The sequence below is a fragment of the Labrys sp. E2SS-1L genome, assembly GCF_057073705.1.
The window spans coordinates 845263-861139 of sequence record NZ_CP172712.1 but is presented as its reverse complement, the minus strand read 5'-3'; the positions used below and the strand labels follow the sequence as shown (position 1 = coordinate 861139).

Annotated in this window: 13 protein-coding genes; 12 read left to right on the top strand and 1 reads right to left on the bottom strand. The window is 64.5% G+C overall.

Annotation, left to right across the window (positions count from 1 at the left end):
- Positions 1-61 precede the first annotated feature (61 nt).
- Positions 62-1546: a mechanosensitive ion channel family protein gene (locus ACIGJE_RS03950; RefSeq protein WP_367623569.1), complete on the top strand. Its 1485-nt coding sequence runs from the start codon at positions 62-64 to the stop codon at positions 1544-1546.
- 99 nt (positions 1547-1645) lie between these two features.
- Positions 1646-2899 (top strand): MFS transporter, encoded by a 1254-nt coding sequence (locus ACIGJE_RS03945; protein ID WP_311934103.1) that lies wholly within the window; start codon positions 1646-1648, stop codon positions 2897-2899.
- Between the two features lie 10 nt (positions 2900-2909).
- Here the strand turns inward: ACIGJE_RS03945 and dapF are convergent, their stop codons facing one another.
- Positions 2910-3785 carry a diaminopimelate epimerase gene (gene dapF / locus ACIGJE_RS03940; protein WP_483679361.1) on the bottom strand — a complete coding sequence of 292 codons (876 nt, stop codon included), beginning with the start codon at positions 3783-3785 and terminating at the stop codon, positions 2910-2912.
- Between the two features lie 129 nt (positions 3786-3914).
- Here dapF and ACIGJE_RS03935 point away from each other — a divergent pair, with 129 nt between their 5' ends.
- The 10 genes from ACIGJE_RS03935 to ACIGJE_RS03890 all read left to right on the top strand — a co-directional run bounded on the left by ACIGJE_RS03935 (position 3915) and on the right by ACIGJE_RS03890 (position 15763).
- Positions 3915-4796: an ABC transporter permease gene (locus ACIGJE_RS03935; RefSeq protein WP_149255419.1), complete on the top strand. Its 882-nt coding sequence runs from the start codon at positions 3915-3917 to the stop codon at positions 4794-4796.
- Positions 4793-5605 (top strand): ABC transporter permease, encoded by an 813-nt coding sequence (locus ACIGJE_RS03930; RefSeq protein WP_311934101.1) that lies wholly within the window; start codon positions 4793-4795, stop codon positions 5603-5605. Before ACIGJE_RS03935 ends, ACIGJE_RS03930 begins: the two co-directional genes overlap by 4 nt.
- Positions 5606-5642: 37 nt before the next feature.
- Positions 5643-6785 carry an extracellular solute-binding protein gene (locus tag ACIGJE_RS03925; protein ID WP_311934100.1) on the top strand — a complete coding sequence of 381 codons (1143 nt, stop codon included), beginning with the start codon at positions 5643-5645 and terminating at the stop codon, positions 6783-6785.
- Between the two features lie 80 nt (positions 6786-6865).
- Positions 6866-7954, top strand: a complete 1089-nt coding sequence (locus ACIGJE_RS03920) for an ABC transporter ATP-binding protein (RefSeq protein ID WP_367623565.1) — start codon at positions 6866-6868, stop codon at positions 7952-7954.
- Positions 7955-8020: 66 nt separating this feature from the next.
- Positions 8021-9265, top strand: a complete 1245-nt coding sequence (locus tag ACIGJE_RS03915; protein ID WP_394313946.1) for an NAD(P)/FAD-dependent oxidoreductase — start codon at positions 8021-8023, stop codon at positions 9263-9265.
- A 223-nt stretch (positions 9266-9488) separates the two neighbouring features.
- Positions 9489-10814, top strand: a complete 1326-nt coding sequence (locus tag ACIGJE_RS03910; protein WP_311934097.1) for an NAD(P)H-dependent oxidoreductase — start codon at positions 9489-9491, stop codon at positions 10812-10814.
- 114 nt (positions 10815-10928) lie between these two features.
- Positions 10929-11738, top strand: coding sequence for a YdcF family protein (locus ACIGJE_RS03905; protein WP_483679358.1), 810 nt, complete (start codon positions 10929-10931; stop codon positions 11736-11738).
- Between the two features lie 10 nt (positions 11739-11748).
- Positions 11749-13128 carry a leucyl aminopeptidase family protein gene (locus tag ACIGJE_RS03900; RefSeq protein ID WP_415081847.1) on the top strand — a complete coding sequence of 460 codons (1380 nt, stop codon included), beginning with the start codon at positions 11749-11751 and terminating at the stop codon, positions 13126-13128.
- Positions 13129-13214: 86 nt separating this feature from the next.
- Positions 13215-14642 (top strand): amidase, encoded by a 1428-nt coding sequence (locus tag ACIGJE_RS03895; protein ID WP_415081849.1) that lies wholly within the window; start codon positions 13215-13217, stop codon positions 14640-14642.
- Positions 14643-15004: 362 nt separating this feature from the next.
- On the top strand, positions 15005-15763 hold the full coding sequence (locus tag ACIGJE_RS03890) for a class I SAM-dependent methyltransferase (protein WP_415081851.1): 759 nt from the start codon (positions 15005-15007) through the stop codon (positions 15761-15763).
- Positions 15764-15877: the final 114 nt, after the last annotated feature.

Sequence of the window (15877 nt, the reverse complement as noted above, 5' to 3'; positions counted from 1 at the left end):
CATTCCCGCTCTGGCATGCAGCGCGGAGTGATGCAATCATGCCGCCCTTTCGACCAGTTGCGTGGCCCCGGTGTCGCTGCTCTCCGAACTGATCCTCGCCACGGCCCTGGCGGCCGTGCTTATCTTCAACTGGCGGATCGCCTGGCAGCCAGCCTGGCTGCGCATCGGTGTCGCCGCTGGCCTTTTCTGCCTGTTCACCCTGCTGATCCTGCGGGTCGCCGGCATGCCGGCCGCGCCCATGCTCGACTCCGACACGCGCATCGCCACCTGGCAGCGCGGCTTGATCGCCTTGTGGTGGCTGCTGGGCGCGCGGCTGACGGTCGGCATCCTGCCGCTGATCCTCTGGCAGAAGCGCGAATCGAGCCAGCCCAAGATCGCTTCGGACCTCCTGGCCGGCCTGACCTATCTCACCGCCGTGCTGGCCATCGTCAATTTCGTGTTCGACCTGCCCGTCCGCGCCCTCCTCGCCACTTCCGGCATCATTGCCGTGGTGCTGGCGCTGGCCCTGCAGAACACGCTGGCCGACGTCTTCGCCGGCATCGCAGTGGGCATCGAACATCCCTATGTGGTCGGCGACCGCATCGGCATCGACGGTTCCTTCGAGGGCGTGATCGTCCAGATCAACTGGCGCTCCATCCATGTGCGCACCGATGGCAACGACATCGTCACCATCCCCAACAGCCTGATCTCCAAGTCACGCGTGATCAATCGCAGCCGGCCGAGCACCCGGCGTGATGATTCGGTCCAGGTCGCCTGCGATTCCACGGCCCGGCCGGACCTGGTCCTGGAATATCTGCGCCATGCCGCGCTGCTGACGCCCAAGCTTCTCTCCAGCCCCGCCCCCGGAACCTCGCTGGCGCGTATCGGCGCCCGCACCAACAGCTACGACATCAGCTTTTCGGTGGCGCATACGGACCATCTCGGCGCGGCCAAGAGCGCGCTGCTCGGCCAGGTGCTGCGGCAGTTCCACTATCACGGCATCCGCCTGGTCAATCCGGGTGCCATGTCCACGCCGATCGGGCCGGTCCAGGTCAGTCTCGGTCCGCTGGAGACCCTGCCTCCCGAGCAGCTCCTTGGCGACATTCCGCTCTTTCGCGAGCTCTCGCCGAAGCAACGGGTCGATCTGTCCACCAAAATGATCAAGCGCCATCTCGAAGCGATGGCGACGCTGGCGTCGCAAGGGGGCACCCTCTCATCCCTGATCGTGGTGGCCTCCGGCGTGCTGGAGGCGAGCCGCACCATCCGCGACCATTCGCATGTGGTGGGACGACTGGGGCCGGGCGACCATTTCGGCGAACTCGGCCTCATCACCGGCGCCCCCAACGCAGGCACGATCCTGGCGCTGACCCGCTGCATCATCTTCGAACTGCGCAAGGAGGATCTCGATCCTGTCCTTGCCGCCGAGCCAGGGCTGGCGGAGGCGTTCGAAGCTTCGGTCCGCCGGGGCCAGGCCTTCCTCGCCCGCGACGAGGCGGCCGCCACCTATGCCCAGCCGGGCCCGCCCGCGCAGTTCCTGGCGCAGATCCGCGCCTTCTTCAAGACGTGACCCCTGGAACCGCCGGCCTCTTGCCGGCGGTTCCAGGAAGGAAGTGGTGAAGCCGAGCACCCCATAGTAAATGGTCCCAATGCCACCCGGACCCGCCAGATGAACCCTGATTCGCGCCGTCTTCGCTTCGTCTATTTCCTGATCGCCGGGTCGGGTCTCGTCAGCGTGGCCCGGGCGATGAGCCTGTCCTTCCTGGCGGTGAAACTGCAGAAATCCTTCGGCCTGGGACCTGCCGCCATCGGCATCCTGCTTGGCACCGGGCCGCTTCTGGGTGCCATCGCGGCTCCGTTCGCCGGCTCGCTGTCGGATAGGGTCGGCCGCGTCCTCATGCTGGTGCTGATGCTGGCACTGACGGCCCTGGCCCTGATCGGCATGGGATTTGCCCAATCCGTCACGGCTTTCTGCGCGGCCCAGATCGTCGCGGCCGTATCGATCGCCGTCTACGAGCCGATATCCCGTGCCCTGATGAGCGACATCTGCCCGCCCGAGCGACGCCTGAAGTATTTTTCATGGCGTTACATGGTTGCGAATGCAGGGTGGGCTGTCGGGCCCCTGATCGGTGTTGCCGCCGGGACAGCGCTGAGTGCGATGTTCATGGTGGCCGGATGCATCTACGCTGTCTTCGCCATCGCCCTGCATCTGCTCGGCACGCCCGAAACCGTCGATGCCGAAAAGAGTGAAAGCCATCGGCAACCTTCCGTCGTCGAGAGTATTCGCTCGGCCGCCCGGGATCCGCGGCTCGCCTTTTTCGTTGGCGGCGGCACTCTTCTGCTGGCCGTCTACGGCCAGTGGTCGGCCACCCTGGCGCCCTATCTCGGCGCCACGATGGAAGGCGGCGTCGACATCTTCGCCTATCTCCTCTCGATCAACGGGCTGGTCGTGCTCGTCGGCAATCTGTTCGCGCGCCGGCTGATCGAAAAGGTCGGCGCCCTCCACGCCATGGTGCTGGGCTGCGTCCTCATCCTCGCCAGCGAACTCGGCTTCCTGGCATCCAGCAGTTTCACCGGCTTCGCCCTCTTCATGGTGCTGTTCACCATCGGCGAGATCCTGGTGGTGCCGTCCGAATATCTCCTGGTGGACGGCATCTGCAACGCCCGCAACCGGGGCAGCTATTTCGGCGCCCACTCCTTCTCGACCATCGGCAATTTCTTCGGTCCGGCACTCGGCGGCCTGATGCTCGGCACTTTCGGGGGCACCGGCATGTTCCTGACCTTCGCCGCCTTTGCCGCGGCCAGCGCCGTGATGTTCACCATCGGCATGCGGATGCCGCCGCCGCGCCCGCGCGTCCAAGGCCTCCCGGCCGCTGCAGCCATTGAGGTTTCAGGCCTCAGCCGGCGCCTGCATTACGCCTGAGGCGCTTGCATCAGGCGTAGCCGAGGCAGCACAGAGCCACCGGCCCGGTCATGATCGCGCGGCCATCCGGCAGCAGTTCGATGGACAGCGCCCCGCCCGGCAGATGCACGGTGACGCTGTTGCCGTCGATCAGCCCACGCAGGCGGGCAGCATAGGCAGCGACACAGGCGCCGGTGCCGCAGGCCTTCGTCAGGATACCCGGGCGCTCCCAGACCTTGAGGCGCAGCGTACCGCGATCGACCACCTCGGCCACGCCGACATTGACGCCCTCCGGGAACAAAGGATCGTTCTGGATGGCTGGTGCCACCGCCCTGACGTCGACGGCGTCGAGTTCCCCAACGAAGAACACTGCGTGCGGATTGCCGATATTCAGGGCGAGGCCATCGCGAAGCGGCCCGCTGACGAGCGGCAGATGGGCGGTGTCGACCTCATGCGCGAGCGGGATCTGGTCCCATCCCATCACGATCGGCCCGAGCGTCACCGCAACAGCCATCGGGCCGGCCCGGCGGCAGGCCAACAGACCCCCACCGGTCTCCAGCACCAGTTCGTCCCGCCCGCTTTCCTCCAGCAGGAGATGAGCGACGCAGCGTGTGGCATTGCCGCAAGCCCCGGCCTCACGCCCGTCTATGTTGAAAATGCGCATACGGGCATAGCTCCCACCGGCGGCCCCAGCGGATGTCGGCGCCTCGATGGTGAGCACCTGTTCGGCGCCGACTCCCGTCTCGACGTCGCACAGGCGCACGATATCGGCCACAGGCAAGGCACGGGGATGCAAGCGCTGGTCGAAGATCACGAAGTGGTTCCTGAGGCCGTGCATCTTGACGAAGGGTTTCAGCCCCTCAAGGCCAGGCGGCACCGCTTGGGCGAGGTAATCGGACAGCAGCATCGCAGTAGGCCTCATGGCGCGGGTGGTAACCACGACCGGATTTGTATTGTCCGGCAATTGACACATGCCTAGAGAAGATCCACCCTGAACGAAACAAATATTACTTCCAGGGAACAGCGTGGGGACATGATGGCAGGCCAGCAGCTTTCTGCACGCGATCGGCTGCGCCCCTGGTATCTGCTCTCCCCGACCCTGATCGTCCTGACCGTGCTGATGGTGGTGCCCATCGTCATCATGACGGTGTACAGCTTCTATGAGTTCGTCACGGCCGGCGTTGAGAAGCAGGTCTTCACTACCGCGAACTGGCACGAGTTCTTCACCGACAGTTTCTACCACCTCTTCCTGTGGAAGACCGTGAAGGTGGCGGCGATCACCGCCATCCTCTGCGCGCTGCTCGGCTATCCGCCGGCCTATTTCATCGCGATGACGCGCACGCGGCACAAATGGCTGCTGCTGCTGCTCCTGATCGTGCCCTTCTGGATCAGCTTCACCATCCGCACCTTCTCCTGGATCCACATCCTGGGCGAACAGGGCATCATCAACGTGGTGCTGATGAAGCTCGGCCTGATCTCCGAGCCGCTGCGCATGCTCTACACCCAGGGCTCGGTGATCATGGGCATGATCCACTTCCTGCTGCCCTATATGATCCTCAATATCTATGTCAGCCTCGAAGGCATCGACCGCAACCTGATCTCGGCGGCGCGCACGCTCGGCTGCACCCAGGGCCAGGCCTTCCGTGAGGTGGTGCTGCCGCTGTCCCTGCCGGGCCTGATGGCGGGCCTCTTGCTCTGCTTCGTGCTGGCGGCGGGCAGCTACGTCACCCCGCAGGTGCTGGGCTCCACCCGCGACGCGTTGTTCGGCAATCTGATCTACGACACCATCATGACGCAGCTGAACTGGCCGCTGGGCTCGACACTCTCCCTCGTGCTGCTGGTGCTGCTCGGCATCGTGGCTACGATCTACAGCCGCTATATGGGCCTGTCGCGCATCTTCAAGGGGTTGAGCCAATGAGCGAGCTGCCCGGCGCGGAAAAGGACTGGTCCTGGCAGGCCGTGAAGGTCTTCACCATCCTTGTCTACATCTTCATGTTCGCACCGATCCTGGTGGTGGTGATCCTCTCCTTCAACGATTCGCAGTTTGGCGGCTTCCCGATGACCGGCTTCAGCCTGCGCTGGTACGGCAAGCTGATGGAGAACGAGGCGGTGATCCGCGCCTTCAAGACTTCGCTCTGGGTCGCCCTGATCACCGCGGTGGTCTGCACGGTGCTCGGTATCATGGGGGCGATGGCGCTGGTGCGCTACGACTTCCCGGGCAAGCAGTTCATCAACACGCTGCTGATCGCCCCGGCCCTGGTGCCGGAGACGGTGCTCGGTGTCGGCCTGCTGCTTTTGATGCGCTGGGCCCAGCAGCCGCGCACGCTGGTGCTGCTGGTGCTTGGCCATATCATGCTGGCGCTGCCCTATGTCATCCTGGTGGTGCAGTCGCGGCTGGTGGGCATCCGGCGGGTCTATGAGGAGGCGGCCCTGTCGCTCGGCGCCAACCGGTTCCACACCTTCCGCGAGATCACCCTGCCGCTCTTGATGCCGGCCGTCATCGCCAGCCTGCTGCTGGTCTTCACCATTTCCTTCGACAACGTCACCGCCAGCCTGTTCTGGCGCCCCTCGGGCGTCGAGACCATGCCGACGCAGATCCTGTCGATGCTGAAAGTTTCCATCAGCCCGGAGATCAACGCCCTCGGCGCGCTGATGATCCTGCTGACCGTGGGCGTGCCGCTCATCGGCGGCGGCCTGGCCCGCTATCTCGCCCGCGGCATTCGCTAGGGCCAGTCATAAAACCACCAGGAGGGGAACCAGACCAATGACAATGTCGCAGACCAGGCGCCTGGAGCGCCTCAAGGAGCGTTATCTCAATGGCGGCATGAGCCGCCGCACCTTCCTCGGCCTCACCGCGGCGGCGGCGGCCGGGGCCGGCATCAATCTGAAATGGGGCGGCTCGGCGCTCGCCGCCGCCAAGGACGTGCGCTTCGACGGCTGGGGCGGCAGCGTTCAGGAGGCGATGGATAAATACGCCTTCAAGCCCTACACGGCCAAGACGGGCAACAACGTGGTGCAGGGCACCTTCGGCGACGAGAACGAGATCATCACCAAGGTCAAGACCGCCTCGCCCGGCGAGTTCCAGGTGATTCATTCCTCCGGCGTCGAATATTACAAGCGCTATGTCGATGCCGGGCTGACCACCAAGCTCAACGACGCCAACATCCCCAATATGGCCAACATCATGCAGGTGATGTTCGAGCCGTTCCGCAAGATCTCACCGGACCTGTCCTGCGTGCCCTATGACTACGGCACCACCGGCATCGCCTACAACACCAAGGTGATTTCCGAAGCCGAGGCCAAGGAGAAGGGCGTCAATCTGCTGTTCGATCCCAAATACAAGGACAAGATCGGCGGCTATGGCAACATGATCACCCGCGTCTGGTATGCGGCGCTCGCTCTGGGCCAGGACCCCAACGCCATCAAGGACATCGATGCCGTCTGGGACAAGGTGCGCGAGCAGCGCGACCTTGCCAAGAAATACTGGTCGTCGGGCGCCGAGCTGATGGACCTGCTCTCTAAGGGCGAGGTGGTGGTCACCGATGCCTGGTCGGGACGTGTCGCCGCCCTGCAGGCCCAGGGCGCGCCGATCGGCTATCTCGATCCGCCCGGCTCCTATGCCTGGATGGAGGACCTGCTGGTGCTCAAGGGCGCCCCGATGGCCGAATGCGAGGAACTGCTCAACTTCATGCTGCAGCCCGAAGTGATGATCGCGGTGGCGGAGGGGCAGAGCTATCCGCCCGCCCTCGATCCCACCAAGGTGAAGCTGACCGACAAGGTCAAGGCGCTGCCGGCCTTCGACCCCACCGGCAAGATGGCTTCGCTGACCTTCGCCGACGCCGCCTATTGGGACAAGCACACGGACGAGTGGACCAAGACCTGGGACCGCATCGCCAAGGGCGCTTGATCTCCCTCTGAACTCCGGGCTGGCGAGCTTTGCCGGCCCGGCTGCATTCGCAGCCGAAGTTAAAAACGAGAGCGTGACTGATGACCAAGCCAACGGCCGTGGAACTCACCAATGTCAATCTGGCCTATGGCGATTTCGTTGCCGTCAAGGACGTCAACCTCACCATTCGCAAGGGCGACTTCGTCACCCTGCTCGGCCCCTCGGGCTGCGGTAAGACCACGATCCTTCGCTCGATCGCCGGCCTGGTGCAGCCGACGGCCGGCGAGATCGTGGTGGCGGGAAAGCGCATCGACACGATGCCGATCCACAAGCGCAATATCGGCCTGGTCTTCCAGAACTACGCCCTGTTTCCGCATAAGAACGTGTACGACAATATCGCCTTCGGCCTGAAATATCGCGGCGTGGACAAATCCACTATCGCCGCCAAGGTCAAGCGCGCCCTCGACATGGTCCGCCTGCCGGGTGTCGAGCGCAAGCTGCCTTCCGAACTCTCCGGCGGCCAGCAGCAACGCATTGCCCTCGCCCGCGCCATCGTGATCGAGCCGGACGTGCTGCTGCTCGATGAGCCGCTCTCGGCGCTCGACGCGCATCTGCGCGAGGAAATGCGCACCGAGCTCAAGATCATCCAGCGCGAGATCGGCATCACCTCGATCTTCGTCACCCACGACCAGGAGGAAGCCCTGGCGATGTCCGACCACATCGTGGTGATGAACAAGGGCGTGGTCGAGCAGCAGGGTACGCCCGAGGAGGTCTACAAGCGCCCGGACACCCGCTTCGTCGCCAGCTTCCTCGGCCAGTCGAACCTGATCGAGGGCAAGATCATGGGCGTGGCCGATGGCCGCCTTGCCCTGCATCTCGACAATGGCGTGCAACTGGTCGCCGTCGCACCGGCGTCGGCCCGCGCCGGCACAAGGGCGACCGGCGTGGTACGGGCCCAGCGCATCCGGCTCGGCCCGCCGTGCGGCGATCCCGGCGAGCTGCGCGCCACCATCATCGCCGCTTCCTACCTCGGCGGCACCGCCGCCTATATCCTCGATCTTGCCGGCCTGAGGCTGCAGGCCAATGCCACCATCGAGGACAGGGTCTGGCATGACGGCGAGGCCGTCGCGGTGACCATTGCCCCTCAGGATGTGTTGCTGCTGGACGAGAATGGGCGCAGGCTCACCTGACGGCGGGTCGCTCCAGCCGAACCGTATTCGATACCAAAGTTCTTTTCAGCACCAATGGGGTTTTCCATGCGTTACGACGTCATGGTTCTCGGCGCCGGCATCGTCGGCACCTCGATCGCCGCGCATCTGCAGGAGCGCGGCCGGTCCGTCGCCCTGGTCGACCGGCGCGGCCCGGGCGAGGAAACCTCCTACGGCAATAGCGGCGTGGTCGAGCGCTCCGCCTTGCTGCCCGTCGCCTTCCCGCGCAGCCTGTCCGCCCTCGCAGACGTCGTGCTCAAGCGCTATCCCGGCGCCAACTACCATTGGACGGCCCTGCCGGCGCTGGCACCCTGGCTGCTCGCCTATTGGCGCAACTCCGCCCCGGACCGGCTTCTCGCCACCGCCCGGATGATGCAGCCTTTGCTCAGCGCCACCGTGGCCGAGCACCGCGCCTTGGCGAGCAAGGCCGGCGCCGACGCCCTGTTCCGCGACACGGGCTGGCTCAAGGTCTATCGCAGCGAGAAGGCGTTCGAAGCCGAGAAGCGGGAATTTCCCCTCGCCGCCGAGTTCGGCTACCGGGTGAAGGCGCTGACGCGCGACGAAGCTCTGGCGCTCGAACCCAATCTCCGGACCGATTTCACCGCGGGCGTGCATTGGCAGGATCCACACAGCGTCTCCGATCCCGGCGGCATCACCAAGGCTTATGCCGGCCATTTCGAAGCGATCGGCGGGCAGGTCCTGATCGGCGACGCCCGCAGCCTGCGTCCGGGTGCTTCCGGGTGGAGCATCACCACGCAGAACGGTCCGATCGAGGCGCGCCAAGCCGTCGTCGCGCTCGGCCCCTGGTCGATGGATGTGCTCGCCCCGCTCGGCTATCGCTTCCCGCTCGCGGTGAAGCGCGGCTATCACATGCATTACCGTGCCGAGGGCAATGCCGGCCTCAGCCGCCCCGTGCTCGACGAGCAGGGCGGCTTCGTCATCACACCGATGGCGGGCGGCATCCGCCTCACCACCGGCGCCGAATTCGCGCGGCGCGATGCCCCGAGGACACCCGTGCAGGTCGAGCGCACGGAACGGCTCGCCCGCAAGCTCTTTCCGCTCGGTGAGCGCGCCGAGGCCGAGCCCTGGATGGGATCGAGGCCGATCTTCCCCGACTCGCGCCCGGTCATCGGCAAGGCGCCGCGCCACGACAGCCTCTGGCTGGCCTTCGGCCACCAGCATCTCGGCTTCACCCTCGGCCCGGCCACCGGCCGGCTCCTGGCCGAGATGATCACCGGCGAAAAACCTTTCGTCGACCCCTCCGCCTACCGGGCGGAACGTTTCGGCGCCTGAGCGCCGTAGCGTTTTGCGATTTGGCGGAATCGCCAAGAATCGCAAAGGCGCGTCGAACCAAAAGGTGAGAGCAAACCAGTGTTTCCATCCAAACGCGCTTTGCTCCAGGGGCCGTCCCTTGTCCGAAAAGGCGACGATCTGCACCGAAAGGACATGGCCATTTCCCTTTGCAGCGCCACGATTTGGTGGTTAGACGGTGCATGACGAGATTGCGGAGCGCCCGATGAACCCCTCTTTTGCTGCCGATCTGATGGAACGCGCCCGCGACAAGGGCCCTGTTACCATCGGCCTGGTCGGAGCCGGCCAGATGGGCACCGACCTCATCGTGCAGATCGCGCTGATGCAGGGCATCCGCATCGGCGCCGTCGCCGTGCGATCGCGACCGCAGAATGCCATCGCGGCCGCCCTGAGCGCCGGGCATCGGCTGGACGAGCTCGTCGAGGTCACCAACGCCTCGGCGATCGACCGGGCCATCGAGACCGGGCGCATCGCCATCACCACCGACCTGGAGGCGCTGGCCGCCGCCGGCCGCATCGAAGTGATCATCGATGCCACCGGCCATCCCGAATCCGGGGCCATCGTGGCGGAGGCCGCCATCCGGCACGGCAAGCATATCGTCATGCTCAATGTCGAGGCCGACATCACCATCGGCCGCCATTTCAAGGCCGAGGCGGAGAAGGCGGGCGTGATCTATACCGGCGCGGCCGGCGACGAACCGGCCGCCGCGCTCGAACTGGTCTGCTTTGCCCGCACCCTCGGCATGACAGTGGTCGCCGCCGGCAAGGGCAAGAACAACGCCCTCAATTTCGACGCCGTGCCCGACGACTATGTCGCCGAGGCGACGGCGCGCGACATGAATCCGCGCGTGCTGGTGGAATTCGTCGACGGCTCCAAGACCATGGTGGAGATGGTGGCCCTCGCCAATGCCACCGGTCTCGAGCCGGACAAGCCCGGCTTGCACGGCCCCCGTGCCAGCAAGGAGGAGCTTGCCGAGGTGCTGATCCCGGTCAGCCATGGCGGCGTGCTCTCCAAGCGCGGCTGTGTCGACTACACCATCGGCAAGGGCGTGGCCCCGGGCGTGTTCTGCGTGGTCGAGCCCAACCATCCGCGCGTGCTCGAGCGCATGACGGACCTGCATGTCGGCAAGGGTCCGTTCTTCACCCTGCACCGGCCCTATCATCTGACCAGCCTGGAAACGCCGCTCACTGCCGCGCGTGCCGTGCTCTACGGTACCGCCGACCTGCAGCCGCTCGACCATCCCGTGGCGGAGACGGCAGCGGTGGCCAAGCGCGACCTCGCTCCCGGCACCGTGCTCGGCCGCATCGGCGAATATGATTATCGCGGCTGGTCGATGCGCTGGGCCGATGCCAGGCGGGAGCGGTTGCTGCCTCTGGGCCTGGCCGAGCGGGCCCGCGTCACCAAGCCGATCCGCAAGGGCGAGCTGCTCAGCCACGACAATTGCGCGGTCGACGACAGCCTTACCATCGTGCGCCTGCGCCGGCAGCTCGACCTCGCCGACCAGCGCTTCCTCAAGGCCGACGCGGCGTAGGCCCGATCGGGGAGCTGGCCTTCCGATCAGCCTGGAAATGCCACGCTCGCTGGATCGAGAAAGGCGGGTCTGAAGACCCGCCCCCCAAATGCCGCCACCCTGACAACGCATCTCATGTTCTATTATCTCGCCAAGACCCTGGGCTTCCTGATCCTGCCCTCCAACGCGGCCCTGGTGCTCGGCCTCGTCGGCCTGCTCCTCAGCTTCATTCACCGCGTGCAACGCTTCGGCCGCTTCCTGATGGGCTTCGCGCTGCTGGCCTTCGCGGTGATGGGCTGGTCGCCGCTCGGCAATTGGCTGATCCAGCCGCTGGAGGAACGCTTTCCCCAGGCTGCGATCGCGCCCCAGACCAGGATAGCCGGCATCATCGTGCTGGGCGGCGCGGTGGACACCCACATCTCCACCACGCGGCATGAGACGGCCCTGACCGATTCGGCCGAACGTATGACGGCTATCGCCGGCCTGTCGCGCCAGTTTCCCGATGCCCGCATCATCTTCACCGGCGGCGTCGGCTCGCTTGCCGGCCAGATCTGGGGCGATATCACCGAGGCGGATGCCTCCAGGCAGCTCTTTCGCAGTTTCGGCATTCCCGATGAGCGCATGCTGTTCGAGAACCGCTCGCGCGATACCTATGAGAATGCCGTCTTCACCTATGACCTTCTCAAGCCCAAGCCCGGCGAGACCTATCTGCTGGTCACCTCCGGCTACCACATGCCGCGCTCGATGGCCTTGTTTCGCAAGGCTGGCTTCGATGTAATGGCCTATCCCGTCAATTATCGCACGGCGGGTCCGCAGGATGGCATGCGGCCCTTCTATGCGATGAGCGACGGGCTGCGCCAGATGAACCTTGCCGTGCGTGAGTGGATCGGCCTGCTGTCCTACCGGTTGAGCGGGCGCATCGACGAGATCTTCCCCGAACCTTGAAAGTTGCACCATGTCCGAGCCTCTGCTTGCCGCTGCCGAACAGGCCGTTCCCATCTGGTTCGCCACCAAGGAGACCGCCGGCGCGGTGCTGGAGCGCCTGTCTCCGTCGCAGCGGGACTGGATCGTCGCCAACGGTTTCGAGGCAAGCGCCGGCCGCCACCTCGTTCTGCCGGGACCTGACGGCAACCTCGCCGGGGTGATCTTCGGCCTCGAGGGCGAATCGGCCCGCCATCGTGACGGCTTCCTGCCCGGCAAGCTCGCCACCCTCCTGCCCGTGGGCACCTATCGCTTCGCCAATGCCAGCCATGACGACCGGCTCGCAGCGCTCGGCTGGGTTTTGAGCCTCTATCGTTTCGGTCGCTACAAGCGCAACGATATCAAGGCCGTACAGCTGGTCGCACCCGATGGTATCGACCGCGATGAAATCCTGTCGATTGCCGAGGCTGTGGCGCTCGGGCGCGATCTCGTCAACACGCCGGCCAATGACCTCGGCCCGGCGGAACTGGCTGAGGCGGCCCGTGCCCTGGCCGAGCGGCATGGTGCCGCGTTCCGGGTCGTGGTCGGCGAGGAACTGCTGGCCGAGAATTTTCCGATGATCCATGCCGTCGGCCGGGCCTCCTCGCGCGCGCCGCGGCTTGTCGACCTCACCTGGGGTGATCCTTCCCATCCCAAGGTGACACTGGTCGGCAAGGGCGTGATCTTCGACACCGGCGGCCTCGACATCAAGCCGTCGGCCAGCATGCTGCTGATGAAGAAGGACATGGGTGGAGCCGCCTCGGTGCTCGCCTGCGCCAGCATGATCATGGCCGCCGGCCTCAAGCTGCGCCTGCGCGTGCTGATCTCGGCCGTCGAGAACGCGATTTCCGGCGATGCCTTCCGGCCCAGCGACATCCTGGCCTCGCGCAAGGGGTTGAGCGTGGAGATCGGCAATACCGACGCCGAGGGCCGCCTCGTGCTCGCCGACGCCCTCGCGCTTGCCGATGAGGAAGCGCCGGAGCTGATCGTCGACATGGCGACGCTGACAGGTGCCGCCCGCGTCGCCCTCGGCCCCGACCTGCCGCCTTTGTTCTGCCGCGACGAGAAGGTGGCGACCGATCTCCTCGCCCATGCCGCCCGGGAGAACGATCCGCTCTGGCGCCTGCCGCTCTGGCCCCCCTATGACGCCATGCTCGATTCCAAGGTCGCCGATCTCAACAACGCCCCGGGCGGCGGCTTTGCCGGCTCGATCACCGCGGCCCTCTTCCTCAACCGCTTCGTCGAGAAGGCTGGGGCCTATGTGCATCTCGACATCTTCGCCTGGACCCCTTCCGCCAAGCCCGGCCGGCCCGAGGGCGCCGAGGTGATGGGCGCCCGCGCCCTCTATGCCTATCTCAAGACGCGGTTCGGCTGAGACACCGCAGACAGACCGACCGGGGCCGGCGGCACAGCCGGCTCCGGCTATAGCAAAGCCAATCCAGCCTTCCGGGAATTCGCGCCATGAGTAGCCATGACGAACTGATCCGCCTGACCGCTTGCGAGGTTGTCGAGCGCCTCAGGCGGCGCGAGGTCAGCCCGCTCGATCTCGTCGAGGCCTCGCTTGCCCGCATCGGGGCTGTCGACGGCAAGGTCAATGCCATGGTCACGCTCTGCCCCGAGCGCGCCCGCGACCAGGCCCGCCGGCTAATGGCAGCCCCGCCCAGCGAAGACCCGCACTGGCTCAGCGGCCTGCCGCTCGCCGTCAAGGACCTCAACGACGTTGCCGGCGTACGCACGACCTATGGCTCGCAGATCTACAAGGATCACGTGCCCACGCGCTCGGACATCATGGTCGAGCGCCTGGAAGCCCACGGCGGCATCACCATCGGCAAGAGCAACACGCCCGAATTCGGCGCCGGCGCCAACACCTTCAATGCCGTGTTCGGCGACACGCTCAACCCCTGGGACACCAGGCTGAACGCCGGCGGGTCCTCGGGCGGGGCGGCCGTGGCGCTCGCCACCGGGCAGGTCTGGCTGGCAACCGGCTCGGATCTCGGCGGCTCGCTGCGCACACCCGCGAGCTTCTGCTCAGTGGTGGGCTTGCGCCCCTCGCCCGGCCGGGTCGCCAGCGGCCCCGACGGCATCAAGTTCGAGACCCTGCCGGTCAACGGCCCGATGGCGCGCACGGTCGAGGATGTGGCGCTGATGCTCGACGCCATGGCCGGCTGGCACATCGAGGATCCCCTGTCGCTGGAGCAGCCAGCCATCGGCTTTCGCGAAAGCGCCCGCCGCCGGCAGGCGCCCAAACGGGTCGCCTTCTCGCCTGACCTCGGCATCACACCGGTCCATCGCGAGACCCGGGCGATCGCCGAGGCTGCGGCCAGGAAACTGGAGGAGGCCGGCTCGATCGTCGAGGAGGCCTGTCCGGATTTCACCGGCGTGCCCGAGGCCTTCCAGACGCTGCGCGCCCTTTCCTACGCCGCCGGCATGCGTGAACTGCTGGAGACGCGCCGCAGCGAACTCAAGCCCGACGTGATCTGGAACATCGAGAAGGGCCGCGCCCTCGACGCCGATACGATCGGTGCCGCCATGCTCCGCCGCAGCAAGCTCTATGACGACATCGCCGCCTTCTTCTCGCGCTATGACGTGCTGATCGCCCCAGCCGCCTGCACGCCGCCGCTCGGCATCGAGCAGCGCTGGGTGCGCGAAGTCGAGGGCAGGGTGTTCGAGAACTATGTCGACTGGCTCAAGATCGCCAGTGTCGTCACCATGACCTCCTGCCCCTCCCTGGCCATGCCCGCCGGCTTCACGGACGATGGCCGCCCCGTCGGCGTGCAACTCATCGGCCGGCCACGTGGCGAGGCGGCGCTGCTAGGTGCGGGCGCCGTGCTGGAGGAGTTGCTGGGGCTGAGTAGACTGGTACCGATCGAGCCGAGGACCACGCTCTAGAAAGTCAGGGTTCCCCCACCCGATGGTGGGCTCCGAGAAAGGGCAGTGATGAAAACAGACTGGATATCCCATCGGTGCTGCCCTCAACTGGAACCTCGGTGCCGCTGCACGGAACTCGGCAAACAAGCTGTCAACAATATGGACTTGATAGAGAGCCATCTAAAAATGTGGCAAGAAAATGGTGTCTAGGTGCCCGCTTAGCACCAAGAAAAAATTTTACCCCGGATGCCGGCTGGCTCACCATCGTAAGCAATCCAGGTCAATACGATGGACTTGTTTGGCGCTGAATCTCTTGTACAAAGATAATCTAGATATCTCCGATACCTTATCCCAAGGCCTTCTACCGAGATTGGAATACTATCATGAACGGTCAACCAAATTTTGATTCGAACAACAAGCTTCAATCTCAGGATCAAAATTTCCTGGGAAGAGCCCTATCAGGCAACCATTATTTAGAGGTTCTCAAAAATTTTCATAGGTATCTACAGCCTAAGACATATTTAGAGATTGGAACAAATACCGGTTCGTCTCTTGATCATGTAGAGTGCCGAACTATCGCAATAGATCCGCGATTTATACTTAAAACTTCTGCGACCGGCCGACGTCCGGCGACACTCTTTTTTCAAATGACAAGCGATCTTTTCTTCAGGAGCTATGACCCTAGACAATTATTGAATGACAATATCGATTTTGCATTTCTAGACGGCCTACACGAAGCGGAAGCCCTGCTGCGGGATTTTTACAATACGGAAAAATATTGCAACCAGAACTCGATCATCGTGTTGCACGACTGTGTTCCAACCCACAAGTCCATGCTTTCCCGCGCTGACAACGGCGGCGGCTGGACGGGGGATGTCTGGAAAGTCGTTTGCATGTTGAAGGAATACAGACCCGATATCGATATGCGCATTTATGATGCGGCGCCCACAGGACTTGTTTTCTGCACGAACTTGAACCCGAATTCCACCACTCTCCGTGACAGCTATCCGGATATTTGGCGAAAGTGGTCAAGAATTGATATGGAATCCTATGGATATGAGAAATACATTACGGAGTGTGACATTCAGTCTACAAATTCGATTGCATCTCCAGAAGAGATCCGTCGCTACTATTGGTTATGATACAGGCTCAAAAGACACTCGTAGATAGGCAAGGAGCTTCGCCGGAAACGGCCTTGTGCCACACTGAAGAAGAGAGGCGGACCGAATGGCTGGATTCATCGGGATAGGATATTG

Coding starts and splice junctions, on each gene's coding strand:
- ACIGJE_RS03945 (WP_311934103.1), top strand. CDS start 1,646: ATGAACCCTGATTCGCGCCGTCTTCGCTTCGTCTATTTCCTGATCGCC.
- ACIGJE_RS03890 (WP_415081851.1), top strand. CDS start 15,005: ATGAACGGTCAACCAAATTTTGATTCGAACAACAAGCTTCAATCTCAG.
- ACIGJE_RS03900 (WP_415081847.1), top strand. CDS start 11,749: ATGTCCGAGCCTCTGCTTGCCGCTGCCGAACAGGCCGTTCCCATCTGG.
- ACIGJE_RS03895 (WP_415081849.1), top strand. CDS start 13,215: ATGAGTAGCCATGACGAACTGATCCGCCTGACCGCTTGCGAGGTTGTC.
- ACIGJE_RS03920 (WP_367623565.1), top strand. CDS start 6,866: ATGACCAAGCCAACGGCCGTGGAACTCACCAATGTCAATCTGGCCTAT.
- ACIGJE_RS03905 (WP_483679358.1), top strand. CDS start 10,929: ATGTTCTATTATCTCGCCAAGACCCTGGGCTTCCTGATCCTGCCCTCC.
- ACIGJE_RS03925 (WP_311934100.1), top strand. CDS start 5,643: ATGACAATGTCGCAGACCAGGCGCCTGGAGCGCCTCAAGGAGCGTTAT.
- dapF (WP_483679361.1), bottom strand. CDS start 3,785: ATGCTGCTGTCCGATTACCTCGCCCAAGCGGTGCCGCCTGGCCTTGAG.
- ACIGJE_RS03935 (WP_149255419.1), top strand. CDS start 3,915: ATGGCAGGCCAGCAGCTTTCTGCACGCGATCGGCTGCGCCCCTGGTAT.
- ACIGJE_RS03910 (WP_311934097.1), top strand. CDS start 9,489: ATGAACCCCTCTTTTGCTGCCGATCTGATGGAACGCGCCCGCGACAAG.
- ACIGJE_RS03930 (WP_311934101.1), top strand. CDS start 4,793: ATGAGCGAGCTGCCCGGCGCGGAAAAGGACTGGTCCTGGCAGGCCGTG.
- ACIGJE_RS03915 (WP_394313946.1), top strand. CDS start 8,021: ATGCGTTACGACGTCATGGTTCTCGGCGCCGGCATCGTCGGCACCTCG.